Consider the following 24,484-nt stretch of genomic DNA (forward strand, 5'->3'; position numbering starts at 1 on the left):
CGGCTGAGGCAAGAAAAAAACCAAAGGAGACAAACACGATGACAAGCATCGAATCCACCTCACTCGCGTCTCACGCGCCGTTGCCGCCGCGCTCGCTCGCCGCGCGCCTCGGCATCACCAGCGTCGCGCGTGCGGACTTGCAGCGGCGTTACACGCAGGCCGGCTCGAAGTTCGTCAGGATCATGGGCGCCGACGTGCATTACGTCGACGAAGGCCAGGGCGACACGATCGTGATGATTCACGGCTTTGCATCGTCGCTGCATACGTGGAACCGGGTCGCCGACGAACTCAAGCGCGAGCATCGCGTGATTCGTCTCGATCTGCCGCCGTTCGGCGTGACCGGACCGTTGCGCTCGGTGTCCGGCGCAATCGAAACGATGAACCTGCCCACGTACCGCCGTTTTATCGACACCTTCATGCAGGCGCTCGGCATCGCGCGCGCGACGTTGATCGGCAATTCGCTCGGCGGACTGATCTCCTGGGACTACGCGGTGCGTCATCGCGAGGCCGTCGAACGGCTGGTGCTGATCGACTCGGCGGGCTTTCCGATGAAGCTGCCGATCTACATCGGCCTCTTCAACAGCGCGCTGGTGCGCATGAGTTCGCCGTGGTGGCTGCCGGAGGCCATCATCAAAAGCGCGGTGCGCAACGTGTATGGCGATCCGCGCAAGATCGACGCGGTGACGCTCAGGCGCTACGTCGAGTTCTTCCACGGCGAAGGCACACGCGAGGCAATCGGCAAGATGGTGCCGACGCTCGACTTCAAGGAAGTCGACACCGACGTGCTGACAACGCTTACCGTGCCCTCGCTCGTGCTGTGGGGCGCGAAAGACCACTGGATACCGACCGCGCACGCGGCCGAGTTCGCAAGCCGCATTCCGGGTGCGACTTCGGTGATGTATCCGGGACTCGGCCACATTCCAATGGAGGAAGCGCCCGAGCGCGTGATGACGGATCTGCGCGCGTTTCTGGGCTCAGCCGCCGCCTAGCAGCCGCAGCAATCCCCACAGAAACTTGCCGAGCATCACGATCAGCTCCCACAGGTGATAGAGCTGTTGCCAGCTCGAAACGCGCGCGAAGGAGTCGATCATGGAATGCCGGCGATGAAGGGGTTGACTGCGGGAACCGACGCTACGGTTTGCATCTGCGGTTTGCATCTGCGGCCCGCAAACCGAGCGCACATGATAACCACCTGCCGCAGTAGAACGCGCGTTCTACTCCGGGATACCCCGCATCAAGTCTTCTGCAAGCTTGCCGTAAACGCATCGATAAGACGCGGCATCCAGGCCGGATGACCGCGCCAATCGCGCTTTCAAGGAGACGTCGATGACGCGCTTCAGCTTTCGCCGGGCCGGCCGTACGCAGACGGTCGTCGGCGATATTGCCGCGCAAGCGGGCAAACTGGGTATCGAGATCTGCGACGTATCGGGCCACGTCGAAGAAGTCGCCGCACGCGTGCAACATCAGGCACAGGTATGCCGCGCGTTGCGCGAATCGGCCGCGCAGACGCTCGCCGGCAATCACCGGATCGCCGCAGCCGCGCGCGAAATGCGCAGCGTCTCGGCCGAAGCCGCGACCGGCGTGCAGGACTCGCAGCACACACTGGAAGCGTCGCTCGCCGACATCCACGGGCTGGTGGAAGGCGTGACCGTGATCGAGAGCCAGATCGCCGCGCTGCGCAGCGCGTTGACGCATGTGAGCAATGTCTCCGGGGAAATCTCGCTGATCGCCCGGCAGACGCATCTGCTAGCGCTCAACGCCGCGATCGAAGCCGCGCGCGCGGGCGATTCCGGCAAAAGTTTCGCGGTGGTCGCCGCCGAGGTGAAGAACCTGTCGGCGAAAACCGCGCAGGCCACCGGCCAGATCGAGACGACGCTCGCACAACTGACCCGGCAGACTGAACAATTGATCAGCGAAGGTTCGTTGAACACCGCGCGTGCGCATCGGGTCCGCGAGGGCACGCGCAAGATCGGCGACGTCGTACACGCGACGGGCGACGCGATCGCGCAACTCAACAACGAAGCGGGCCAGATCGCGGCGTTGACCGGCGAAATCGAAACGCAGTGCGACGGACTGGAAGCGCAGGTGCTGGAAATAGCGAGCGGCGTCGAGAGTTCGAGCGAGAACTTCGTGCAGGCCAAGGATCGATTGGGCAACCTGCTCGGCGTATCGGAAACGCTGATCGAACTGACAGCGGCGACGGGCGTCGAAACCGCGGATACCCGCTTCATCGACGCGGTGCAAAGAACGGCCGCGGCGGTCAGCAAGGTATTCGAAGCGGCGGTGGCGCGAGGCGAGATGTCACTCGACGATCTATTCGATCAGCAGTACGTGGCAGTTGCCGGCAGCAATCCGGCGCAGTTCGTGACCCGCTTTACCGCTTTCACAGATCGTGTGTTGCCGGCCATTCAGGAACCGCTGCTCGATCTCGATCCACGCGTCGCTTTTTGTGCCGCTGTCGATACACGGGGTTATCTGCCGACTCACAACCTCAAGTTCTCGTTGCCGCAGCGCGACGACGTTGCGTGGAACACGGCGAATTGCCGCAACCGGCGCATCTTCGGCGACCGCACCGGGATCGCCGCGGCGTCGCACACCAAGCGCTTTCTGTTGCAGACGTACCGGCGCGATATGGGCGGCGGCCAGTTCGTGTTGATGAAGGACGCGTCCGCGCCGGTCTTTGTCGGTGGCCGGCATTGGGGTGCGGTCCGGCTGGCTTATAAGGTTTGAATGATTCGGATACCTTAGACAAATTATCGACAATTCAAAAGATAAATCGACAGTTCGAAGAGCCGACGAAAGATAGCATTGGTTTTCCGCCACAATTTTCGCTGGAACCAATGAAGAAGATCATCGGGTTTTACCTTCTGGTTGTGTGCATCGCCACCGCGCTCTACGGGTGTGGAGGCAGCATCGACAAGAACGCCGGCACATCGCCCGCGTCGTCGACACCATCACTCGCACCACTCGCGCTCGATAACTCGATCCCCGTCGTAGTCGACAAAGGGCCGCTGGGAAACGCAACCAATGTGCCCTACGTGAGCGTTACGATCTGCCAGCCAGATTCGACGAATTGCGAAACGATCGATCATGTGCTGCTCGACTCAAGGTCGACCGGGCTACGTCTGTTTGCCTCGGCGCTCAAAGACCCGAGCATTTACGATACGGCAAAAGACCCGACCGGAGCCAACGTAGCCGAGTGCGCCGGATTCGGATCCGGCTATACGTGGGGTGCAATCCGCAAAATGGACATCAAACTCGGTATCGAGCGCGCCCGTAACGCCACGGTCCATATAATCAACGACGCAGCGGTGCCGAACGTTCCCGCATCATGTTCAAGCCAGGGTGTTGCCGTAACTCGAAGTGTGGCCCAAGCCAATGGCATTCTGGGTATCACCGGATCGGCTGACTGCGCTGATTGCGCCAGTCCTGCAACCGCTCCTACCGGAGTCTATTTTTCATGCGCCGGCACAGCTTGCAGCGGCATCACTCAGCCGATTGCGGAGCAGATTCACAATCCAGTCAGCGTGTTCGATACGGATAACAACGGAATACTGATCTCACTCCCCCAAGCTCAAGAGGGGGCTGCGACCCTTACGGGAAAGCTGGTTTTTGGAATCGGCACCAGAAGCAATAATCAGCTCGGCAGTGCCATTGTTCATCCGTTGGACGAGAACAGTTCTGTACTCGCTGTCGTCAACGGCCAGCCCGTCTATATGGGCTTCGACACAGGCTCTACCGGCGTGTTCTACAACGGCGGTGGAAATCTCGCTGAGTGCGACGTGCCCGGACTGAGCGATAAATATTATTGCAGCGCCTCGAGCGCGACCATTCAGTTAGTCAATGCGTCAGGCAATGCTAAATCGGGCGCCCCGTTCACAATGAATTTTCAGGACCCGAACCAATACAAGGCGACTTACCCCAATTCGGCGGTCAATCTTTTTCTATCCGGACCTCCCGGCGGAACAAATACTCCCGACCCCGGTGTCACTTTGTTAGGCTTGCCATTCTTCATGGGCCGCCCGGTTTTCTTCGCACTGGACGGAGCCCAAACACCTGCCGGCACCGGTCCTTATATTGCGTTCTGACTCCAGGACTTGCAGCCGCTCAATGGAACCCGACGGCTCCATTGAGCGGAACTAAACAGCCGACGCCACCCTCTTCCTCTCGTTCCTCTGCATCACGTAATTCGCCACCACCACGCCCACCGTCACCACGGCAATAAACAGCGTCGCCAACGCATTCATCTCGGGATTCAAACCCAGCCGAACGCGCGAGAACACCACCAGCGGCAACGTCGTCGATCCAGGCCCGGACAGGAACGCCGACAGCACCAGATCGTCGATCGACAGCGTGAACGACAGCAACCATCCCGATACGAGCGCTTGCGAAATCAACGGCAGCGTGATGAAGAAGAACACCCGCAGCGGCGTCGCGCCGAGATCGAGCGCGGCCTCTTCCAGCGAAGGATGCAACTCCTTCACCCGCGACTGCACGATGATCGCCACGTAGGAAATGCACAGCATCACGTGCCCGATCCAGATCGTGAAAATGCCACGACCGGCAGGCCAGCCGAGCAACTTCGCCATTTCGATAAAGAGCAGCAGCAGCGAAATGCCCTGAATCACTTCGGGAATCACCAGCGGCGCGTTGATCATGCCGGTATACAGCGTGAAGCCGCGAAAACGGCCCATGCGTGCGAGCACGAAACCGGCCCACGTGCCGATGATCACAGACGCGAACGCGGTCAGCAACGCCACCCGCAACGACAGCCACGCCGCAGCGATCAGTTCGTCGTCCTGCAGCAGCGCCGCATACCAGCGCGTCGAGAAGCGCGTCCACACCGTCACCAGTTGCGATTCGTTGAACGAATACACAATCAGGCTCACGATCGGAATGTAGAGAAACAGGAAGCCGATGCCCAACGCCACGAACTGCAAAATCCGGTTCGGTTTCATTGACGCCCTTCCTCCATCGCCTTCGCCTGCGCGCGCTGGAAAAACGCCATCGGCACCAGCAGCAGCAACACCATCGCACACGTGACGGCGGACGCCATCGGCCAATCGGCGTTGTCGAAGAACTCGTTCCACATCACGCGGCCGATCATCAGCGTGTTCGCGCCGCCGAGCAGTTCAGGAATCACGTATTCGCCCACCGCCGGAATGAACACCAGCAGACAGCCGGCGATGATGCCGTTCTTCGACAGCGGCAACGTGATCTGCCAGAACGCCTTCCACGGTTTTGCGCCGAGGTCGTACGCGGCTTCCAGCAGCGTCATGTCCATCTTCACCAGATGCGCGTACAGCGGCATCACGAGAAACGGCAGGTACGAATACACCATGCCGATATAAACCGCGGTATTGGTGTGATACAGCTCGATCGGCGAATGGATCAGCCCGATCGACATCAGGAAATTATTCAGCAGACCGTTGTTTTTCAGAATCCCGATCCACGCATACACGCGAATCAGGAACGAGGTCCAGAAAGGCAGCATGACCGCCATCATCAGCAGATTACGGCTCGCGGGATTCGAGCGCGCGATGTAATACGCCATCGGATAACCGATCAGCAGACACAGTAACGTGGAGATCGCGGCCACCACCACCGAATTCACGTAGGTCGCGAAATACAGGCTGTCGGTCAGCAGAAAAGCGTAATGCGACAGATCGAGCGTGATGTGAATCGCGCCGTCGGCGAAACGGGTGAGCTCCGTATAAGGCGGAATGCCGAGCTGCAAATCGGCGAAGCTGATCTTCACGACCAGCAGGAACGGCACGAGGAAAAACAGCAGCAGCCAGACGAACGGGCCGGCCACCACCGCGGTGCGACCGGTCAGGTTGAAACGGCGCACCGGCCACGACGCGAAAGAACCGAGCGAGCGCTTCATGACGTCAGCACCATGCCGGCCGATGCGCTCCAGCGCACGTACACTTCGTCGCCCCAGGTGGGCGGATCGATCTCGGTCAACGCGAGGCTCGTCACGTTCGCGATCACCGTCTTGCCGGCGTCGAGCTTCACGTGATACAGCGAATAGCCGCCCATGTACGCGATATTCGTGACGACGCCCTTGCCCCAGTTGTATGTGCCTTCAGGCGGCTTGCGCGTGAGCGCGATACGTTCGGGCCGCACCGAGATCGTCACCGGCATGCCGAGCGGCCCGGTAATGCCGTGATTCACATACAAACGCACCGGCAGATCCGGCGTTTCGATGAACACGTGATCGGGCTCGTCTTCGACCGTATGACCTTCGAACAGATTGGTCGAGCCGATGAACTCCGCCGAGAAGCGGCTGTTCGGATATTCGTACACTTCGTGCGGCGTGCCGAGCTGAACGATCTCGCCCTCGCTCATCACCGCGAGGCGCCCCGCCATCGTCATCGCTTCTTCCTGGTCGTGCGTGACCATGATGCAGGTCACGCCGACCTTGTCGAGAATGTTGACGAGTTCGATCTGCGTGCGCTGACGGATCTGCTTGTCGAGCGCGGACATCGGTTCGTCGAGCAGCAGCAGTTTGGGCCGCTTGACCAGAGAGCGCGCGAGTGCCACCCGCTGCTGCTGCCCGCCTGACAACTGGTTCGGCTTGCGCTTCGCGAAGCGCGCCATCTGCACGAGTTCGAGCGTGTGATGCACGCGCTCCTGCAACTCGGCCTTCGCGACGCCCTCCTGCTTCAGGCCAAACGCGACGTTGGCCTCGACCGTCATGTGCGGAAATAGCGCATACGACTGGAACATCATGTTGGTGGGGCGGCGATACGGCGGCAACTGCGCGAGGTCTTCGCCGTCGATCAGGATCTTGCCCGAGGTCACGGATTCGAGCCCCGCGAGCATGCGCAGCAGCGTCGACTTGCCGCAGCCGGAACTGCCGAGCAGCGCGAACAGCTCGCCCTTCTTCACCGAAAGATTCACGCCCTTGACCGCTGCGGTGTCGCCGAACTTCTTCACGACGTCGACGATCTGCACGAAATTGTCCGCGGCGTCGCCCGCCACGGCGTTCTGGTCCGCGGACGGCGCGGCGGCGCCTGTCAGCGCGCCCGACTGGTCACTACTCATCACAATGCATTACTCCGGCGTTTGACGAACAAAGCCCCCGGTGGACACCGAGGGCTTCATGATGATGCTGACCCGTTCACTCTGGCCGCGGATCAGCGGCCGGACTTGAATTCAGTCCACAGCCGCGTTTGCAGCCGCTGGATTTCCGGCGGCAGCGGCTTCAGCAGGAACAGCGTCTTGATGACTTCAGGCGGCGGATAGACGGCCGGGTCGTTCGCCACGTCCTTGTCCACGTACTTGCGCGCTTCGAGGTTCGCGCTCGGGTAGTAGACGGCGTTGGTGATCGCGGCGTGAACCTGCGGCGTTTCGATGTAGTTGATCCACTCGAGCGCGGCTTCCTTGTTCTTCGCGTCTTTCGGAATCGCCATCACGTCGAACCATACCGGGGCGCCGCCCTTCGGAATGTAGTACTCGACCTTGTACGGCTTCTTCGCTTCGAGCGTGCGATGCTTGGCGATCACGACGTCGCCAGACCAGCCGTACGCGAAGCACACGTCGCCGCCGACCAGGTCGTTGATGTAGCCCGACGAGTTGAACTGCGTGATGTACGGGCGGATCTTCTTCATCATGTCGAGCGCGGCGCGGTAGTCGGCCGGGTTCGTGCTCATCGGATCGCGACCGATGTAGTGCAGCGCGGCGGCGAACATCTGGTCCGGTGCGTCGAGCACGGACACGCCGCACGCTTTCAGCTTCGAGATGTTTTCCGGCTTGAAGAGGACGTCCCAGCTATCGAGCGGCACGTTCTTGCCGAGGATCTGTTGCGCCTTGGTGACGTTGTAGCCGAGCCCGGTCGTGCCGTAGGCCCAGGGCACCGAAAACTTGTTGCCCGGATCGGCGCCGGCCACGAGCGCCATCAGCGACGGGTCGAGGTACTTCAGGTTCGGCAGCTTCGATTTGTCGAGCGGCGCGAAGATGCCGGCGGCGATCTGCTTGCCGGCGTAGTTGCTGGTCGGCACGACGATGTCGTAGCCGGAGTTGCCGGTGAGGAGTTTGGCTTGCAGCGTGTCGTCGCTGTCGTAGTTGTCGTATTTGACCTGAACGCCGGTCTGCCTGGTGAAGTTCGGAATGGTGTCCTTGGCGATGTAATCGGACCAGTTGTACACGTTCAACTGCGTATCTTTCGCCGCGGCCGTCAACCAGGGCGTCGCGCACAAAACCAGCGCCGCTACCCGCACTACTACCTGTTTTTTCATCCCGTTCTCCGAACCAGACCGACCCGAGCCGGCTATCGTCACCTACGCCGCCGCACGCTGCGCACGGCTCCCCTGAAAAATCCGAAAACTACCACTAAATATTGCGCGCTCCAAAAAAAATGCCCGGATGTCGCGCCAACGGTACAGCTCAAGCCGTACCGCTACAAAATTGGCCGCAATTTTAGCGGGTTATCAGCCCGTGTCTACCCGAAAAAAACACGGGTAGCGCAAGGCTCGACGTTGAGCACCGTTCGCCGTGCCCGCTATCGGGCACATCGTTTGCGAACACGTGCGCTGGCGATCGGCCCGGCGCTCTTCGCGGCCGCGCTGTTCGGCCAGCATGGCTCGAACCAGCTGCTGGGCGCGAGCGAGATGGTGCGGCAACGGGTGTCCAGCGGCTGATGCGGTATGGATGCGATCTGGAGATGAAGTGATTTTGTAAGTATTCTCTGAGACTTGCGGCGGCGCTTTGTGGGACGCGCTGCCAGCGGCAATCCAGCGTTCGCGGCTGCCTCGCGTCATCGTTCGGCAGCCGTTTTTGTGCCATTTTTTGCAATTTTTGCGTTCGATCCGGTACGCCGGTGCGTGCGTCCTACGCGACGCCCGCCGTGCCGTTCCGCCCGCTTCCCTGCTACCTGGATAGACACTCGCCCATGCGCTTTCACGCTTCGCTTGCCCGCTTCACCAGTCCTCCGACCTCATCCCATCACAAGCCACTGCGCGCCGCGCGCGCGGCCCAACTGGCCACGTTAGTCGCGATCTCGGTGTTGCACGGCGAAGCTTATGCGACCACCGCGATGCTGCAACCGCCGCGCGTCGCCGCCGCCAACGAGCCGCTGCAGATCACGATCCTCTATTCCGCCGACGACGCCAAACCGCTCACCATCACCGTGCCGCCGAGCCTGCACGTGAGCCTGAGCAGCGGCGAGCAGGCCGCGCAGCCGCTCGAGCTCATACGCGAAGCCGGTGTGCCGAACACCTTGCATCTGCGACCGGGTCAATTCCGCAAAGTGCGCTTCTCGGCACCGTGGCCGGAATCGGCGCGCGGCGAGGTGCGAATCGACCCGGTCGGTTTCGATGCATCGCCGGCGCTGGTGGCGATCAACCGCGGCAAACAGCAGGACGCGGTGGTTCAGGCCGAGCATGCCGAAAGCCAGGCCACGACGCCCGCGCAGGTGGCCGCGGCGAGTACCGTCGTCAACGGTCCGACCGGGGACGCGATGGCGCCGCCCGGCGACTCGCTCGCCACCACCGGACGCGGCGTGCTGTCGCATCTGTCCTACTACGAGCCGATGTATATCGCCGCCGGCCGCAACGGCGACACGAATGCGCGGCTGCAACTGAGCTTCAAATACCGGCTGCGGATTCCGGACGATCTGCGCTCGAAGGGTTTCGTCGACAACCTCTACTTCGCGTACACGCAAACCTCGATCTGGGATCTGTCCGCCGATTCGCGGCCGTTCCGCGACACGACCTACAGTCCGCAACTGTTCTATTACGTGCCGGACACCGGCTGGACCAGCCCGTTTTTCACGCGGATGGGATTCGCCGCGGGCGTCGCGCATGAATCGAACGGCAAAGGCGGCACGGACTCGCGCAGCATCAACATGCCGTTTATCCGTCCGACGTGGGAGTTCGGCGATCTGACGGCCAACCACCTGACCGTGTCGCCGAAAATCTATTACTACCTGGGTACGAGCAACAACCCCGATATCGCGGACTATCGCGGCTACGTCGATCTGCTCGTCAAGTACGGCAGCCCCGACGGCTGGCAACTCGCGACCACAGTACGCAAAGGCACCAAGCACTGGTACGGCAGCGTGGACACACAGTTCACCTATCCGCTCGCCAAAATTCTCGGCAGCGCGTGGGGCGGCTATCTCTGGGTCGGCTATTTCAACGGCTATGGCGAGGATCTGCTCGACTACAACAACCGGCAGCACTGGATGGCGCGGATCGGCTACAGCATCTCACGCTGAGGTCGTCGAGTTTGGGCACGGTGGACGATGTCGCGAATCCTGCCAACCATCCGTCGAACCAGGCCCGCGAGCGCGCCACGGCGCGGCGCGCTCGCCGCATCGGCTAACATAGCGGAACTCCGCTTCTCCGCCCCAAGGTTTCCGATGGCTTCGAATCTCCACGATCTCCCCGACAGCCCGTGCATCGGCGTCTGTTCCACGCTGTTCGACGACGTCTGCAAAGGCTGCGGCCGCACCGCTGCCGAAGTGTCCAACTGGGTCTTCCTGAGCGAAGAGGAAAAGCGCGCCGTGTGGGTTCGCATCGAGCAGGACGGCACCGCGATGCGCTTCAAGTACGACAAGCTGTAGTCGCTGCGCTTCGTTGCATAAAAAAACGCCGGCATGTCCGGCGTTTTGCGTTGCTGGCGCGTTACCGCAGCGTTGCTTCAGAACCGCTGCTTCAGAACCGCATACCGACGCCCAACCCCACCACCACCGGATCGATGCTCAGCCGCCCGAGCGGCGCTCCACCAAGCGACGCGTCCGTGTGCATCCAGATCTTCTTGATATCCGCGTTGACGAACAGCGATTTGGTGACCTGCACGTCGACACCCGCCTGCAACGCCGGGCCGAAACTGTGATTGGTGATCCCGATCGGCTGGCCGCCTGCGTTCAGACCGTTGTTATAAAACAGCGTGTAGTTGATACCCGCGCCGACATACGGACGAATCCGCCCCGCGTGATTGAAGTGATACTGCAGCAGCAGCGTGGGCGGCAACACGTTCACGCCGCCGAGATTGCCGAGGCTCGACGTAAGCTGATGACGCGACGTGCCGAGAATCAGCTCGACGCCGAGGTAGTCGCGGATCATGTAGGTGAGATCCAGTTCCGGCACGATCGCGTTGTTCACGCCCACGTTCAACGCCGACAATGAATGAGTGGTGTCCACGTTCGGCATGATGCTGATCGCGCGCAAACGCACCAGCACGTCGCCGGCGTGAATGCCGTTCAGGTCGTCGCCGGCGGCATGCGCCTGCTGCGCAAAAGCGCCCGCGCCCAGCAGGCTCACCGCGACGACAGCGGCCTTGATCGTGTTTGCTAGCGAATGCTTCATCTGCTTCCCCGAGTGTTTGTTGACGTGCGGGGATTGTCGAAGGTCTCGCGCGCCGCCGCGTTGACCCGCGTCAACCGAGCGACAACGCCCATCGCCCTGCGACAGCAGGTCGCGTCGCGCCGGTCAGCAGCAACTCGAGCAGATCGTGCACGCTGCGAATCGCGGTGCCGAACGGCAACGCTTCACGGCCGCGGAAGAACAGGCCGTTGGCCACGTCGCCGCGCAACGCGGCGGCGAGCCGCGTGTCGATGCAGAAGTGACCGAACTTTTCGATGCCGTCGCGCAGGCCGCACGCGCTCAGACATTCGAGCGCGCTCGGACAAGCCTGCTTGAGCGCGCCGATTTTTGCGCGGATCCGGCTCTCGTGGCGTAGATAGCGCGTGAGCCACGGGGTTTTCACCGCGCGCGCGGGCAAGCCTGTCACGCTGACGAATTCGACGATGTCGTCGGCCGTCGCGTCGGCAAGCACACGCTTGAAGTTCGGATGCGCATCGCCCTCTTCGGTGACGGCAAACGGTGTGCCGAGTTGCACGCCGTTCGCGCCCGCGCCCAGCCACTCACACACTGCCGCATGACTGTTGATGCCGCCCGCGACGATCAGCGGCACGTCTTGGCGGCTCAAGCCGAGCGACGTGAACACGGCGTCGAGTTCTTCGAGCACGCGGGGAAAATCGAAACGTCCGTCGTGCATGTCGGCAAGGTTGCTCACGCCGAGATGGCCGCCCGCATGCGCCGGATGTTCGATCACGATCGCGTCCGGCAAACGGTTCTTCTTCAGCCACTTTTTCAGCACCAGCGAAACGCCGCGGCTATCGGACAAAATGGGAATCAGCGCGATGTCGTGGTCGCGGGTCATGTCCGGCAGATCGAGCGGCAGCCCCGCGCCCATCACGATCGCCGCCGCGCCGCTTTCACAGGCGACGCGTACATAGTCCGCTTGCGCGTTGACGGCTTTCATCACGTTGACTGCGATCATCCCGCGGCCTTCGCTGAGCTTTTTGGCGGCGTCGATTTCACGGGCCAACGCAATCAGATTGGCCTGTTCGAGCGTGGCGCGATCCGGCGTATGGCGGCAGCGCTCGATCAGGTCCGGATGATGGTGACGCAGATCGATGCTCGCGATCGTACCGAGCGCGCCTTCGCGGGCGACGCTGCCGGCAAGCCGATGCGCAGAGACGCCGACGCCCATCCCGCCCTGAACGATCGGCAATAGCGAGCGGCCGCGGATAACCAGCGGCGCGAAAGTGTGAGAGGTAAGCATGAGCAACCCGATGGATGGAATGGCGAAGCGCTGATCATCCGGGCTCGGGTGGCGTTGGGGTTGCGCTGGGTCAATGAACGAACCCGGTGGCAGTGAGGCCGCCTCGTCTGTTGACGCGCGTCATCAGGTTGGCGTGTTGACGTGCAGCGAATCGCCGCACCCTGCGTGATGAAAAAAGCCCGCTTCGAAGAAGCGGGCTTTGCGTGGCTTGCGCGGCGCGATACCGCGAAACCCGATGCGGCTTACTGCACGCCCTGGCTCAACAGGAAGTCCTCATAATTCCCACCGAAATCGTTCAACGTGCCATCCGTGCGCACTTCGATGATCCGGTTCGCCAGCCCGCTCACGAACTCGCGGTCGTGGGACACGAAAATCAGCGTGCCGTCGTACTTGTCGAGCGCGATCTGCAGCGATTCGATCGACTCCATGTCCATGTGGTTGGTCGGCTCGTCCATCAGCATCACGTTGTGGCGGCCCAGCATCAGCTTGCCCCAGATCATGCGGCCCTTCTCGCCGCCCGACAGCACCTTCACGGACTTGCGGATGTCGTCCGCATTGAACAGCAGACGGCCGAGCGTGCCACGCACCATCTGCTCGTCGTCGCCTTCCTGACGATAGCCGTCGATCCAGTCCATCAGCGTGACGTCGTCCGGAAACTCTTCGTAGGTATCCTGCGGCATGTAGCCGACATTCGCGTTCTCGGCCCACTTCACCGCGCCGTGATCCAGCGCGAGCTTGCCCAGCAGCGAGCGCAGCAGCGTGGTCTTGCCCGCGCCGTTTTCGCCGATGATCGCGATGCGCTCGCCCGGCTGCACGCTGATGCTGAAGTCGTTGAAAATCTGGCGCTCGTACTTCTTCGAGATATTCTCGGCCACCACCGCGATGTTGTGCAGCTTCTTCTCGTACTCGAAGCGAATGAACGGGTTCTGACGCGACGACGGCTTGAATTCCTCGATCTTGATCTTGTCGATCATCTTCAGACGGCTGGTTGCCTGACGCGCCTTCGACTTGTTCGCCGAGAAGCGGCGCACGAAGTCCTGCAGGTCGGCCACGCGTTCCTTCGCCTTCGCGTTGGCGTTCTGCTGACGCTCGCGCGCCTGCGTGCTCGCCAGCATGTAGTCGTCGTAATTGCCCGGATAGACCTTCAGCGTGCCGAAGTCCATGTCGGCCATGTGCGTGCAGACCTGATTCAGGAAGTGTCGATCGTGCGAGATGATGATCATCGTCGAGTTGTACTGGTTGAGCACGTCTTCCAGCCAACGGATCGAGTTGATGTCCAGGTTGTTGGTCGGTTCGTCCAGCAGCAGCACGTCCGGCTTCGAGAACAGCGCCTGCGCGAGCAGCACGCGCAGTTTCCAGCCCGGCGCCACGTTGCTCATCGGGCCGTTGTGATCCTCGATCGCGATGCCGATACCGAGCAGCAGTTCGCCCGCGCGCGCTTCGGCCGTGTAGCCGTCGTACTCGGCGAACTTCGCTTCGAGTTCGGCGGCGTGCATGTAGTCGTCGTCGGTGGCGTCCGGGTTCGCGTAGATCGCGTCGCGCTCGGTCATCGCGGCCCACATTTCGGCGTGGCCCATCATTACGACGTCGAGCACGCGCACCTCTTCGTACGCGAACTGATCCTGACGCAGCTTGCCGAGGCGCACGTTCGGTTCGAGCATCACGTTGCCGGAGCTCGGTTCCAGATCGCTGCCGAGGATCTTCATAAAGGTGGATTTGCCGCAGCCGTTTGCACCGATCAGACCATAGCGGTTCCCTCCCCCGAATTTGACCGAGATATTCTCGAAGAGGGGCTTTGGCCCGAATTGCATGGTGATATTGGCGGTAGACAGCACGGCGCGTCCCTTTGAATGTGATATCGGCGAAAAACCCAATATTTTAGCAGGTTATCGCGAATTCAACCCACGCGGGCGGTGAGGCCGGCGTTTTAGCGGCCGCGCGGCGTCTGCAACACGTCGATGAACGCGGACAGATCGGCGTCGGCGAGTCCCATCGCCGCGCCGAGCCGCAACAGCTGCTGCACCGTCGACGAAACCGGCATCGGCGTGCCGGTCTCGTACGCGGTCGCGGCGACCGTGTCGACATCTTTCTGGAAGGTGCGAAACGCGCCGATCGGCGCGAGGCCGCCTTGCGTCATGCGCGGCACGAAGACCTGCAGCAGCACCGAATCGGCCCAGCCGCCGGCGAGCCCTTCGGTCAGTTTCGACGCATCGATGCCGCTGCGCTGCGCGAGGCTGACGGCCTCGGCGATCGCCGCCACCGTCGCGGTGACGATGGTCTGGTTGCACAGCTTGGTGGTTTGCCCCGCGCCGACCTCGCCCATATGCGTGACGCGGGCCGCGTAGGCCTTGAGCAACGGCGTAAGCGCATCGACGTCCGCCGCGGCGCCGCCCGCCATGATCGCGAGCGTGCCGGCCGTGGCGCCCGCTACGCCGCCGGAAACCGGTGCGTCGATCCAGCCGACGCCGGCCGGGTTTTCGGTTTCGCGCGCCGCGGCATCCTGCGTGATGGTCGCATCTCTGGCAGCGTTTGCGACCGTCGCGGCGCCGCCGCCCGCCGCCTTCACCGCCGCCGCGCGCTGCGCAAACGCACGCGTCGCAGCCGGCGGAATGCTGGAATGATCGACGATCCACCGCACGCTACCGGACGTAGCGCCGCTCAGCAGCCCTGCTTCGCCGAACACGGTTTCCTCGACGGCCGCCGCATCCGCGACGCACAACAACACGGCCTCGCAACGCGCGGCGAGTTCACGCGGCGTGTCGACCACCCGCGCGCCGTCGGCCAGCAACGCGTCGGCTTTGGCGCGCGTGCGGTTCCAGACATGCACGGTATGCCCCGCGCGCAGCAGATGCCGGATCATCGGCGCGCCCATCAGGCCGGGGCCGCAAAAACCAATTTCCACTTTCGAACCTCGTCGGATGTCGGATTGAGTTGCGCGCACATGATAACGGCCGCGATCCACCGTCGCACGTCGGGCACGCGACGTGCGTGTCGACTCGTTCATGCGCGAGATGCAGCGTGAGATACAGCACGAGACGCAGCGCGACATCCGGCGTGAGACTCGCGACGAATCTCCGCACCGATCCATTGCCTATACTTTTTGCACACCACCGAAGATCAAAGGAGGAAGTTCATGTCAGACCACGTCTACAAGCAGATCGAACTGACCGGTTCGTCGACCCAATCGATCGACGACGCCGTGCGCACCGCGATCGCCAAAGCATCGAAAACGCTGCGTAATCTGCACTGGTTCGAAGTGACGGAAACGCGAGGCCAGATTGAGGACGACAAGGTCGCCTACTGGCAGGTGACCATCAAGGTAGGTTTGCGCATCGAATAGCGCACGTCGGCCGAACGGCGCAGGCGCGACACGCCTGCGCCACTCACCTGCGCCCCTCACCGCGTTACTTCGGCAGCGTCCCGTCCACGCCTTCCACGTACCAGTTCAGGCGCTGCAGTTCCGGATCGGTCAGCGTCTTGCCGGCAGGCACCTTCACCGCGCCGCCCTGGTCCTTGATCGGACCCGAGAACACGTCCCACTTGCCGCCCGCGAGTTCGTCGCGTTTCGCCGCGACCTTCGCCTGCGCATCGGCCGGAATCACCGACGTATTCAGGTCTTCCAGGTTGACGGCCTTCTGCGGAATGCCCCACCACACCGGATCGTTCTTCCACTTGCCGTCCAGCACCTGCTGGATCGCCGCGTTGTAATACACGCCCCAATGCGCGACCACCGAACCGAGGTGCGCATCAGGACCGAACTTCTTCATGTCCGAATCCCAGCCGAACGCATGCACGTGCTTTTCCGATGCAGTAGCGAGCGTCGCGCTCGAATCGGTGTTCTGCAACAGCACGTCGGCGCCCTGTCCGATCAGCGTTTCAGCGGCCTGCTTTTCCTTGCCCGGATCGAACCAGCTGTTGATCCAGATGACCTTCGTGTGAACCTTCGGATTCACCGAGCGCGCGCCTAGCGTGTACGCATTGATGTTGCGGATCACTTCCGGAATCGGCACCGACGCGACGAAGCCCAGCGTGTTCGTCTTCGTCACATAGCCTGCGGCGACGCCGGCCAGATACGCGCCCTGATACATGCGCACGTCGTACGTGCCGAAGTTCGGCGCCTTCTTGTAGCCGGTGGCGTGCAGGAACACGGTGTCCGGGAAATCCTTTGCGACCTTCAGTTCGAAGTCCTGATAGCCGAAGCTCGAACCGATGATGATCTTGTTGCCTTTATTGGCCAGATCGCGGAATACGCGTTCGGAGTCGGCCGATTCGGGCACGTTCTCGATGCGGGTGATCTTGATCTTGTTGCCGAACTTCGCTTCGGCTTCCTTCGAACCCTGGTCGTGCGCGAAGGTCCAGCCGGCATCGCCCGGATTGCCGAGGTAGACGAACGCGACGCCCGGCGCATCGGCGGCCTGTGCGCTTTGTGCGAGCGGCGCGGCGAGCGCGAGCGAGGCCGCGCCCCACGCGAAAGCGGTCAGCAGATTTCTTCTCTTCATGTTTTCTCCTGTCGTGTTTATCGGGTGATTGGAAAGTGTGAGTCGGCTATAGGTCAGTTAGCCCGCAGAGAAAAACGGCTTGCCGAGCGATGCCGGCGCGTTCAGGCGAATCGTGTTCGGATTGCGCGAGATCAGCACCAGCACGACGACCGTGGCGAGATACGGCAGCATCGCGAGGAATTGCGTCGGCACCGGCACGCCGATCGCCTGAGCGTAGAACTGCAATCCGGTCACCGCGCCGAACAGCAACGCGCCGATCAGCAGACGCCCCGGCCGCCACGTTGCGAACACCACCAGCGCGAGCGCGATCCAGCCGCGGCCGGACGTCAGTTGCTCCTGCCACAAATGCAGATTGACGATCGAGTAATAGCCGCCGGCGAGACCCGCCATCCCGCCGCCGAAGGCCACCGCGCCGTAACGCACGCCGACCACCGGAAAGCCGACCGAGTGCGCGACCTGCGGCGATTCGCCGACCGAGCGCAGCACGAGACCCGCGCGCGTGCGGTACAGGAACCAGCCGATCACCGCGAACATGATGAACGCGAGATAGTCGAGCGGCGTGAGACTGAAGAATGCCGGGCCGATCACGGGAATTGTCGACAGACCGGGAATGGTCCACGTGTCGATCGTCGCGCGCACGGCGGCCGACGTGTAGGGCTTGCCGACATACGCGGACAGGCCGATGCCGAAGATCGTCAGCGAGAGACCGGTGGCGACCTGATTGGCGAGCATGGTCAGCGTGAGGAACGCGAACAGCAGCGACATCGCGAGACCCGCGCCGATCGCGGCGAGCACGCCGAGCCACGGGCTGCCCGTCACGGCGGTGACCGCGTAGCCGGTTACGGCGCCCATCAGCATCATGCCTTCGACGCCCAGGTTGAGCACACCCGATTTTTCGGTAACGAGTTCGCCCGCGCCCGCGAACATCAGCGGAATCGCGGCGGTAACGGCGCTCGACGTGAGCGCGCTGGCTTGTTGAATATCCATGGAGATCCGGCGGCGAAAATCAGTGGGCTTGCGCGGCAACGGAGCGCCGGCGCACGCGGTAATTCACGAACAGGTCGGCGCCCAGCAGGCAGAACAGCAACAGCCCCTGGAATACGCCGGAGAGCGCCTGCGGCAATTGCATCGAGGTCTGCACCGCTTCGCCGCCGAGGTACAGCAACGCCATCAGCAGACTTGCGAGCACGATGCCGACCGGATGCAGCCGCCCGACGAACACGACGATGATCGCGGTAAAGCCGTAGCCCGGCGACCAGGTGGCCTGCAACTGCCCGATCGGACCGGCGATCTCGCCCATCCCGGCGAGCCCCGCGAGACCGCCGCTGATCAGCAGCGAGGTCCAGATGGTTTTCTTGTCGGAGAAACCGGCGTAGCGCGCGGCAAGCGGCGCGAGTCCGCCGACGTTCATCCGGTAACCCGCGAAGCTCTTGCGAATGAACAGCCACACGCACGGAATCGCGATCAGCGTGACGAACACCGATGCGTTCAGACGCGTGCCGCGCAGCCATTTCCAGTGCCAGTCGCCGGAAAAGGTCGGATAGAGCGCGTCGCCGCTGAACATTTCGGAGAGCGGAAAATTCATCCCCTGCGGATCGCGCCACGGGCCGCTCACCAGATAGATCAGCAGTTGCGTCGCCACGTAGGTGAGCATCAGGCTGACCAGAATCTCGTTGGTGTTGAAGCGGCTTTTCAGCAGCGCGGGAATCGCGGCCCACGCCATGCCGCCGAGCACGCCGGCGATCATCATCGTCGGCAGGATCCACCAGCCGGTGGCCTGGTCGAAATAGATCGCGACGCCGCTTGCGGCGATCCCGCCGAGCAGCATCTGCCCTTCCGCGCCGATGTTCCACACGTTGGCGCGATAGCCGATCGCGAGGCCGAGGCCGATCAGGCACAACGGCGACGCCTTCAGCAGCAGTTCGGACCAGCCGTTCACGCTCGACAGCGGCTCGATGAAAAAGGCGTGCATCGCCTGCAACGGATCGCGGCCGACCAGGCTGAAGATCAGAAAGCCGATCGCGAGCGTGAGCAACGCGGCGATCAGCGGCACGGCGAGCTGCATCGTGCGCGAGGGCGTGGTGCGGGCTTCGAGTCGATACGGAAGAATCATGGGTAGCGGGTCTTTTATCGGGTTCTGGTGTGATGCGTCGGCTCAGGCATGCGCCGGCTGTTCCGCCGACGGCGCCGCGCCCTCCCGGTCGCCGAACAGGCCGGCCATCCAGCGGCCGATTTCCTCGGCGTTGGTCGCGCCCGTCGCACGCACCGGCGAGAGTTTGCCGCGTGCGAGCACCGCGATGCGATCGCAGATGTCGAACAATTCTTCCAGTTCTTCGGAGATCACCAGAATCGCCACGCCGCGTGCGGACAAATCGAGCAACTGCTGACGGATGAACGCAGCCGCGCCGACGTCGACGCCCCACGTAGGCTGCGCGACCACCAGCACCTTGGGCGCCTGCAGAATCTCGCGGCCCATGATGTATTTCTGCAGATTGCCGCCCGACAGACTTTGCGCCAGCGCTTCAGCGCCGCCGCAGCGCACGTCGAATGCGTCGATGCAGCGCTTCGCGAACGCGCGCATCGCGCCGGCCTTGATCCAGCCCGCGTTCACCATCTGCTGACGATGCGCGGTGAGCAACGCGTTTTCCGACAACGTCATGGCCGGCACCGCACCGCGGCCGAGCCGCTCTTCCGGCACGAAACCGAAGCCGAGCGTGCGCCGGCCGCCCGCGCCCAGACGCCCCGCCGGCTTGCCGCAGATCGTTACCGCATCGGCACGGCCACCACGTGCGCCGCGCTTTTCGCCGGACAACGCCGACAGCAATTCCGCCTGCCCATTGCCCGACACGCCCGCGATGCCGAAGATCTCACCGGCATGCACGCCGAACGACACGTTATCGAGCGACGTGCCGAACGGATCGTCGCTCTCAACCGACAACTGCTTCACGTCGAGCAGCACGTCGCCGGGCTTGTGCTCACGGCGCGTGTAATCGGGCAGCGAATGACCGACCATCAACTGCGCAAGCGACGCGTGCGTTTCTTCCTTCGGCTTCACATGACCGGTCACGCGGCCGCCGCGCATCACCGTCGCGGTGTCGCACAACGCCTGGATTTCGTCGAGCTTGTGGCTGATGTAGAGAATGCTGCAGCCTTCCGCCGCGAGCCGCCGCAGCATCTCGAAGAGCTTGCGCACCGCTTGCGGCGTGAGTACCGAAGTCGGCTCGTCCATGATCAGGAGGCGCGGGTTCTGCAGCAGACAGCGCACGATCTCCACGCGTTGCCGCTCGCCCACCGTCAGGCTGTGCACGTGACGTTGCGGGTCGATGTCGAGGCCGTAGTCGGCGGAGACTTCGCGGATGCGTTTGGACAGTGTCTTCAGGTCGAACGGTTCGTCGAGTGCGAGCGCGATGTTTTCGCCGACCGTGAGCGTCTCGAACAGCGAGAAATGCTGGAACACCATGCCGATGCCGAGCTTGCGCGCCGCCGCGGGACTCGCGATCTCGAGCGCCTCGCCTTCCCAGCGGATCTCGCCCGCATCGGGCCGCACCGCGCCGTAGATGATCTTCATCAGCGTGCTTTTGCCGGCACCGTTTTCGCCGAGCACCGCATGGATTTCGCCCGGCGCGACGATCAACGTGACGTCGTCGTTCGCGCGTACGGCCGGGTACTGCTTGGTGATGCCCGCGAGCATCAACCGGGGCGCCGCCTGTTCCGGCCTCGGTGCCGGCTGCGCGGCGGCGCCGTCGCTATAAGAAGAGTCGCTCATGTGATTCCGTAGTGCGTCAGAGACTGCCGGTTCCAGCGCGTCCGCCCGCCTTGCCGGCCTGCGATCCGTCACCACAACCGGATGACAATACCTAATTCGACCCACTCAGTCGAGCCGTCAAAATTCCCGCAAACCCGCGCCGCAGCGTGCTCTGCGGGTATCCCTCCCTTGACGCGGTTTTGTGTTCATATTAAAAGCCATATATCCCCATGCCCCATCGATCAGCCAGAACATATATTTCGGAGAAGTCATGAGTCAGCAACGCGAGGCGATCGATACATATCTATTACGCGTCTTGCATACCCTTCTGATGGAGCGCAGCGTTACGCGCGCGGCCGTCAAACTTAACCAGTCTCAACCCGCGATCAGCGCGGCGCTGCGCCGTTTGCGCGACATCACCGGCGACCCGCTGCTGGTGCGCGGCAAATCCGGCATGGTGCCGACCGAATACGGGCTGCGCCTGCTCGAACCGGTGCAGAACGCGCTGCGTGAAATCGAACGCATCAAGTTCCAGCAACACAACTTCGATCCCGCCACGTCGATCCGCTGCTACCGGATCGGCTGCCCGGACTACCTGAACGTGCTGTTCGTGCCGACCGTGGTCGAACGTTTTCGCCAGGCCGCGCCGAATGCAACGCTCGAGTTTCATTCGCTCGGCCCTGCGTTCGACTACGAGCTCGCGCTCGAGGACGGCAAGCTCGACATCGTGGTCGGCAACTGGCCGGAACCGCCTGAGCAACTGCATCTGTCGAATCTGTTCGTCGATCAGATCGTGTGCCTGATGAGCAACACGCATCCGTTCGCCAAACGCGGCGGGCTCACGCTCGACCAGTACCTGAACGCACCGCATCTCGCGCCCACTCCGTATTCGGTGGGCCAGCGCGGCGCGATCGACGTGCATCTCGCGCGCGAGCGCCTGAAACGCCATGTGGTCGTCACGCTGCCGTACTTCAATCTGGCGCCCTACGTGCTGATCAAGTCCGATCTGATCTTCACCACCACGCGCCTGTTTGCCGACTACTACGCGAAGTTCTTGCCGCTGACCGTGGTGCCCGCGCCGCTCGATTTTCCGCCGATGCAGTACTACCAGTTGTGGCACGAACGCGTGCATTACTCCGACGAAGTGCGCTGGCTGCGCAGCCTGGTCGCGGAGGCGACCAGAACGTTGATCGACAAGCCTTAATTGACAAGCTTATTGTTTCGCGCCTATCGGCATCCGCGATGCCGATAGGGTTCACATTCGCCTCGGGTTACGCCGCGGCTTCGTAAAGCGACTTCGCGAGCCGGTTATGCTGCTCGATCACCGGGCCCAGTTCCAGCGTGGTCAGCCGGCCTTCCTTCACCACCACGTTGCCGCCGATCACGCTATGGCTCACCTGCGACGACGCACAGAACACCAGCGCCGCCACCGGGTCGTGCAACGCGCCCGCGAACAACGGCTGACGCAGATCGAACGATACGAAATCCGCCGCCATGCCCGGCGCCAGCGCGCCGATATCGTCGCGGTTCAGCACCTTCGCGCCGCCTAGCGTCGCGATCTCCAACGCTTCACGCGCGGTCATCGCATCCGGTCCGAAGCCGACCCGCTGCAACAGCAGCGCCTGGCGCACTTCCGCGACCATCTGCGCGCCGTCGTTCGACGCCGAACCGTCGACACCCAGCCCGACCGGCACGCCCGCGAGACGCATCCGCCTGACCGGCGCAATGCCCGACGCAAGCCGCATGTTCGAGCACGGGCAATGCGCGACGCCGGTGCCGGTGCGCGCGAACAGTTCGATGCCCGCGTCGTCCAGTTGCACGCAGTGCGCATGCCAGACGTCGTGACCGACCCAGCCGAGGTCTTCCGCGTACTCGGCCGGCGTCATCCCGAACTTCTCGCGGCTGTACGCGATATCGTTGACGTTCTCGGCGAGGTGCGTGTGCAGCGACACGCCGTAGTGCCGCGCCAGCGTCGCCGATTCGCGCATCAGATCGCGGCTCACCGAGAACGGCGAACATGGCGCAACCACCACGCGCAGCATCGCGTAGCGCCCTTCGTCGTGATACGTCTCGATCAGGCGCTGCGTGTCCTTCAGGATCGCGCTTTCTTTTTCGACCACCGAATCCGGCGGCAAACCGCCGTCTTTCTGCCCCACGCTCATGCTGCCGCGTGCCGCGTGAAAACGCATGCCGATCCGGCGCGCCGCGACGATGCTGTCGTCCAGCCGGCTGCCGTTCGGGTAGATATACAAATGGTCGCTCGACGTCGTGCAACCGGACAGCAGCAATTCGGCCATCGCCGTCAATGTCGAGACTTCGATCATCTCCGGCGTGAGGTTCGCCCATACCTTGTACAGACTGGTCAGCCAGCCGAACAGCTCGGCGTCCTGCGCGGCGGGAATGGCGCGCGTCAGGCTCTGATACATGTGGTGATGCGTGTTGACGAGGCCCGGAATCACCAGATGGCCGCGCATATCCAGCACTTCGTCTGCCGTTTGCGGCAACTCCGCCGTCGGGCCGACCGCGACGATGCGGTTGTCTTCGATATACAGGCCGCCGTCGCGCAACTCGCGCCGGGCGCCGTCCATCGTGACCAGCACGTCCGCGTGCTTCACCAGCATCGTTTTCTTCGGTTTGTCCTGCTTCGGCCGATTGGCCGTTTGCTCCATCGTCATTCGATTCTCCGCTTCATTCTTCCGTGAAAGCCGTTCGAACGCGATGTGACGGCACGTCAACCGTGCCGCCGCGTCCCGTCGAACGCCGTTGGCCCGGTTACCCAGCGCGTTTGCGCCGTCTTCGGGGCGCGCCGCGGCTAAAACCTCGCAGTTGAAACCCGTTTGCCGCGGCACGCAGACGTAACCTTCGACGGCCAAAATAACGCTGACAACTCACGCCCACGCGATACCCAACTTCAGGCTGCCGATATAGTGGGCCTTTTTGGCGCCGGTACGATCCGCCGATGTATCGAATGCGACGCAATTGCCGAAAGAACCGGCTCGCCAGCGCTTTCAACAACCTGTCTGTCATGCGCCAGCTATTATCTTTCCTATCTCGCGCGCGCCGACAGGAACAACCTTTTTACAATGGCTGCCACGGCGCTCGCTTCAATTCGCCGACGGGTATGTAGCCACTGACGTGGAGCCTCGATCCGCCGCAAACGTATCTGGATCGGGCCGCCGCCGAAACCTCGCATTCACATAAGGAAAATTGCGAATGGGAAAGCTCACTACCCATGTGCTCGACACCGCGAACGGGCGTCCCGGCGCGGGCATCAAAGTCGAACTCTTCGCGCTCTCAGGCGATACGCGCCGCGCGCTCAAAACCACCACGACCAATGACGACGGCCGTTGCGACCAGCCGCTGCTCGAAGGCGATGCGCTAGTCGCGGGCGAATACGAACTCGTGTTCGGCGCAGGCGACTATTTCGCATCGATCGGCACGAAGGTGCCCGAGCCGCGTTTCGTCGATCGCGTCGTGTTGCGCTTCGGCGTGGCCGATGCCGGCGCGCATTATCACGTGCCGCTGCTGGTGTCGCCGTGGTCGTACAGCACGTATCGGGGCAGTTGAGGCGGCCCGATTCTCACGCATTGGATGGAGACGAGGTCGATGTCGCGTTGTATTTCCGGGCGCGGCCGATTGCATTGCGCCGAACCGTGGAGCGCTC

General features: G+C 62.7%; 22 protein-coding genes. 9 read left to right on the forward strand and 13 right to left on the reverse strand.

What is annotated here, in order from left to right; all coding sequences use genetic code 11:
- Window positions 1-38 precede the first annotated feature (38 nt).
- The 3 genes from PQQ51_RS30130 to PQQ51_RS30140 all read left to right on the forward strand — a co-directional run bounded on the left by PQQ51_RS30130 (window position 39) and on the right by PQQ51_RS30140 (window position 4,088).
- Window positions 39-989: an alpha/beta fold hydrolase gene (locus PQQ51_RS30130; protein ID WP_408500850.1), complete on the forward strand. Its 951-nt coding sequence runs from the start codon at window positions 39-41 to the stop codon at window positions 987-989.
- A gap of 337 nt (window positions 990-1,326) precedes the next feature.
- Window positions 1,327-2,730 carry a methyl-accepting chemotaxis protein gene (locus tag PQQ51_RS30135; protein WP_408500851.1) on the forward strand — a complete coding sequence of 468 codons (1,404 nt, stop codon included), beginning with the start codon at window positions 1,327-1,329 and terminating at the stop codon, window positions 2,728-2,730.
- On the forward strand, window positions 2,727-4,088 hold the full coding sequence (locus tag PQQ51_RS30140) for a DUF3443 family protein (protein WP_408500852.1): 1,362 nt from the start codon (window positions 2,727-2,729) through the stop codon (window positions 4,086-4,088). The genes PQQ51_RS30135 and PQQ51_RS30140 overlap by 4 nt, the downstream gene beginning before the upstream one ends.
- Before the next feature lie 51 nt (window positions 4,089-4,139).
- Here PQQ51_RS30140 and PQQ51_RS30145 read toward each other — a convergent pair whose 3' ends face one another.
- From PQQ51_RS30145 to PQQ51_RS30160, 4 genes are all read right to left on the reverse strand, one after another.
- Window positions 4,140-4,958 carry an ABC transporter permease subunit gene (locus PQQ51_RS30145; protein ID WP_408500853.1) on the reverse strand — a complete coding sequence of 273 codons (819 nt, stop codon included), beginning with the start codon at window positions 4,956-4,958 and terminating at the stop codon, window positions 4,140-4,142.
- Entirely contained in the window at window positions 4,955-5,887 is a 933-nt protein-coding gene (locus PQQ51_RS30150; RefSeq protein WP_408500854.1) for an ABC transporter permease subunit, read from the reverse strand. The genes PQQ51_RS30145 and PQQ51_RS30150 overlap by 4 nt, the downstream gene beginning before the upstream one ends.
- Window positions 5,884-7,050, reverse strand: coding sequence for an ABC transporter ATP-binding protein (locus PQQ51_RS30155; RefSeq protein ID WP_408500855.1), 1,167 nt, complete (start codon window positions 7,048-7,050; stop codon window positions 5,884-5,886). Before PQQ51_RS30155 ends, PQQ51_RS30150 begins: the two co-directional genes overlap by 4 nt.
- Before the next feature lie 92 nt (window positions 7,051-7,142).
- A complete protein-coding gene (locus PQQ51_RS30160) occupies window positions 7,143-8,243 on the reverse strand; it encodes a polyamine ABC transporter substrate-binding protein (RefSeq protein WP_408500856.1) in 1,101 nt (366 codons plus the stop codon).
- A gap of 240 nt (window positions 8,244-8,483) precedes the next feature.
- On the opposite strand from PQQ51_RS30160, the gene PQQ51_RS30165 reads away from it, so the two are divergent.
- The 3 genes from PQQ51_RS30165 to PQQ51_RS30175 all read left to right on the forward strand — a co-directional run bounded on the left by PQQ51_RS30165 (window position 8,484) and on the right by PQQ51_RS30175 (window position 10,570).
- The gene (locus PQQ51_RS30165; RefSeq protein ID WP_408500881.1) at window positions 8,484-8,645 is read left to right on the forward strand and encodes a hypothetical protein; all 162 of its coding nucleotides are present in this window, start codon (window positions 8,484-8,486) and stop codon (window positions 8,643-8,645) included.
- Between the two features lie 251 nt (window positions 8,646-8,896).
- On the forward strand, window positions 8,897-10,222 hold the full coding sequence (locus PQQ51_RS30170; protein WP_408500857.1) for a phospholipase A: 1,326 nt from the start codon (window positions 8,897-8,899) through the stop codon (window positions 10,220-10,222).
- Between the two features lie 144 nt (window positions 10,223-10,366).
- Window positions 10,367-10,570 (forward strand): DUF1289 domain-containing protein, encoded by a 204-nt coding sequence (locus tag PQQ51_RS30175; RefSeq protein ID WP_408500858.1) that lies wholly within the window; start codon window positions 10,367-10,369, stop codon window positions 10,568-10,570.
- 91 nt (window positions 10,571-10,661) lie between these two features.
- On the opposite strand, the gene PQQ51_RS30180 is transcribed toward PQQ51_RS30175, so the two are convergent.
- From PQQ51_RS30180 to PQQ51_RS30195, 4 genes are all read right to left on the reverse strand, one after another.
- Window positions 10,662-11,315: an OmpW/AlkL family protein gene (locus PQQ51_RS30180; protein WP_408500859.1), complete on the reverse strand. Its 654-nt coding sequence runs from the start codon at window positions 11,313-11,315 to the stop codon at window positions 10,662-10,664.
- Window positions 11,316-11,385: 70 nt separating this feature from the next.
- On the reverse strand, window positions 11,386-12,576 hold the full coding sequence (locus PQQ51_RS30185) for an NAD(P)H-dependent flavin oxidoreductase (RefSeq protein WP_408500860.1): 1,191 nt from the start codon (window positions 12,574-12,576) through the stop codon (window positions 11,386-11,388).
- A 242-nt stretch (window positions 12,577-12,818) separates the two neighbouring features.
- On the reverse strand, window positions 12,819-14,411 hold the full coding sequence (locus PQQ51_RS30190; protein ID WP_408500861.1) for an ABC-F family ATPase: 1,593 nt from the start codon (window positions 14,409-14,411) through the stop codon (window positions 12,819-12,821).
- A 92-nt stretch (window positions 14,412-14,503) separates the two neighbouring features.
- Window positions 14,504-15,478, reverse strand: coding sequence for an NAD(P)-dependent oxidoreductase (locus tag PQQ51_RS30195; RefSeq protein WP_408500862.1), 975 nt, complete (start codon window positions 15,476-15,478; stop codon window positions 14,504-14,506).
- A 231-nt stretch (window positions 15,479-15,709) separates the two neighbouring features.
- On the opposite strand from PQQ51_RS30195, the gene PQQ51_RS30200 reads away from it, so the two are divergent.
- The gene (locus tag PQQ51_RS30200) at window positions 15,710-15,916 is read left to right on the forward strand and encodes a dodecin (protein WP_408500863.1); all 207 of its coding nucleotides are present in this window, start codon (window positions 15,710-15,712) and stop codon (window positions 15,914-15,916) included.
- Window positions 15,917-15,980: 64 nt separating this feature from the next.
- Here the strand turns inward: PQQ51_RS30200 and PQQ51_RS30205 are convergent, their stop codons facing one another.
- From PQQ51_RS30205 to PQQ51_RS30220, 4 genes are read right to left on the reverse strand one after another with little or no spacing between them, the layout of a single operon-like run.
- On the reverse strand, window positions 15,981-17,075 hold the full coding sequence (locus PQQ51_RS30205; protein WP_408500864.1) for a BMP family ABC transporter substrate-binding protein: 1,095 nt from the start codon (window positions 17,073-17,075) through the stop codon (window positions 15,981-15,983).
- Between the two features lie 57 nt (window positions 17,076-17,132).
- Window positions 17,133-18,062, reverse strand: a complete 930-nt coding sequence (locus tag PQQ51_RS30210) for an ABC transporter permease (RefSeq protein ID WP_408500865.1) — start codon at window positions 18,060-18,062, stop codon at window positions 17,133-17,135.
- 19 nt (window positions 18,063-18,081) lie between these two features.
- Entirely contained in the window at window positions 18,082-19,188 is a 1,107-nt protein-coding gene (locus PQQ51_RS30215) for an ABC transporter permease (protein WP_408500866.1), read from the reverse strand.
- A 42-nt stretch (window positions 19,189-19,230) separates the two neighbouring features.
- The gene (locus tag PQQ51_RS30220) at window positions 19,231-20,841 is read right to left on the reverse strand and encodes an ABC transporter ATP-binding protein (RefSeq protein ID WP_408500867.1); all 1,611 of its coding nucleotides are present in this window, start codon (window positions 20,839-20,841) and stop codon (window positions 19,231-19,233) included.
- A gap of 250 nt (window positions 20,842-21,091) precedes the next feature.
- On the opposite strand from PQQ51_RS30220, the gene PQQ51_RS30225 reads away from it, so the two are divergent.
- Complete coding sequence (locus tag PQQ51_RS30225; protein WP_006051768.1) at window positions 21,092-22,024, forward strand: LysR substrate-binding domain-containing protein; 933 nt, start codon at window positions 21,092-21,094, stop codon at window positions 22,022-22,024.
- Between the two features lie 67 nt (window positions 22,025-22,091).
- Here PQQ51_RS30225 and PQQ51_RS30230 read toward each other — a convergent pair whose 3' ends face one another.
- Complete coding sequence (locus tag PQQ51_RS30230) at window positions 22,092-23,495, reverse strand: 8-oxoguanine deaminase (RefSeq protein ID WP_408500868.1); 1,404 nt, start codon at window positions 23,493-23,495, stop codon at window positions 22,092-22,094.
- Window positions 23,496-24,033: 538 nt separating this feature from the next.
- Here PQQ51_RS30230 and uraH point away from each other — a divergent pair.
- On the forward strand, window positions 24,034-24,387 hold the full coding sequence (gene uraH / locus PQQ51_RS30235; protein ID WP_012433320.1) for a hydroxyisourate hydrolase: 354 nt from the start codon (window positions 24,034-24,036) through the stop codon (window positions 24,385-24,387).
- The last annotated feature ends 97 nt before the right edge of the window (window positions 24,388-24,484 follow it).

The organism is Paraburkholderia xenovorans, assembly GCF_046030735.1.
In the GTDB taxonomy this organism is placed as follows: domain Bacteria; phylum Pseudomonadota; class Gammaproteobacteria; order Burkholderiales; family Burkholderiaceae; genus Paraburkholderia; species Paraburkholderia xenovorans_A.

Excerpts from the sequence above, each read along its gene's own strand:
- PQQ51_RS30145 (WP_408500853.1), bottom strand. The coding sequence starts at position 4,958 with ATGAAACCGAACCGGATTTTGCAGTTCGTGGCGTTGGGCATCGGCTTC.
- PQQ51_RS30150 (WP_408500854.1), bottom strand. The coding sequence starts at position 5,887 with ATGAAGCGCTCGCTCGGTTCTTTCGCGTCGTGGCCGGTGCGCCGTTTC.
- PQQ51_RS30220 (WP_408500867.1), bottom strand. The coding sequence starts at position 20,841 with ATGAGCGACTCTTCTTATAGCGACGGCGCCGCCGCGCAGCCGGCACCG.
- PQQ51_RS30170 (WP_408500857.1), top strand. The coding sequence starts at position 8,897 with ATGCGCTTTCACGCTTCGCTTGCCCGCTTCACCAGTCCTCCGACCTCA.
- uraH (WP_012433320.1), top strand. The coding sequence starts at position 24,034 with ATGGGAAAGCTCACTACCCATGTGCTCGACACCGCGAACGGGCGTCCC.
- PQQ51_RS30155 (WP_408500855.1), bottom strand. The coding sequence starts at position 7,050 with ATGAGTAGTGACCAGTCGGGCGCGCTGACAGGCGCCGCCGCGCCGTCC.
- PQQ51_RS30175 (WP_408500858.1), top strand. The coding sequence starts at position 10,367 with ATGGCTTCGAATCTCCACGATCTCCCCGACAGCCCGTGCATCGGCGTC.
- PQQ51_RS30130 (WP_408500850.1), top strand. The coding sequence starts at position 39 with ATGACAAGCATCGAATCCACCTCACTCGCGTCTCACGCGCCGTTGCCG.
- PQQ51_RS30205 (WP_408500864.1), bottom strand. The coding sequence starts at position 17,075 with ATGAAGAGAAGAAATCTGCTGACCGCTTTCGCGTGGGGCGCGGCCTCG.
- PQQ51_RS30160 (WP_408500856.1), bottom strand. The coding sequence starts at position 8,243 with ATGAAAAAACAGGTAGTAGTGCGGGTAGCGGCGCTGGTTTTGTGCGCG.
- PQQ51_RS30230 (WP_408500868.1), bottom strand. The coding sequence starts at position 23,495 with ATGACGATGGAGCAAACGGCCAATCGGCCGAAGCAGGACAAACCGAAG.
- PQQ51_RS30180 (WP_408500859.1), bottom strand. The coding sequence starts at position 11,315 with ATGAAGCATTCGCTAGCAAACACGATCAAGGCCGCTGTCGTCGCGGTG.
- PQQ51_RS30135 (WP_408500851.1), top strand. The coding sequence starts at position 1,327 with ATGACGCGCTTCAGCTTTCGCCGGGCCGGCCGTACGCAGACGGTCGTC.
- PQQ51_RS30215 (WP_408500866.1), bottom strand. The coding sequence starts at position 19,188 with ATGATTCTTCCGTATCGACTCGAAGCCCGCACCACGCCCTCGCGCACG.
- PQQ51_RS30225 (WP_006051768.1), top strand. The coding sequence starts at position 21,092 with ATGAGTCAGCAACGCGAGGCGATCGATACATATCTATTACGCGTCTTG.
- PQQ51_RS30210 (WP_408500865.1), bottom strand. The coding sequence starts at position 18,062 with ATGGATATTCAACAAGCCAGCGCGCTCACGTCGAGCGCCGTTACCGCC.
- PQQ51_RS30200 (WP_408500863.1), top strand. The coding sequence starts at position 15,710 with ATGTCAGACCACGTCTACAAGCAGATCGAACTGACCGGTTCGTCGACC.
- PQQ51_RS30185 (WP_408500860.1), bottom strand. The coding sequence starts at position 12,576 with ATGCTTACCTCTCACACTTTCGCGCCGCTGGTTATCCGCGGCCGCTCG.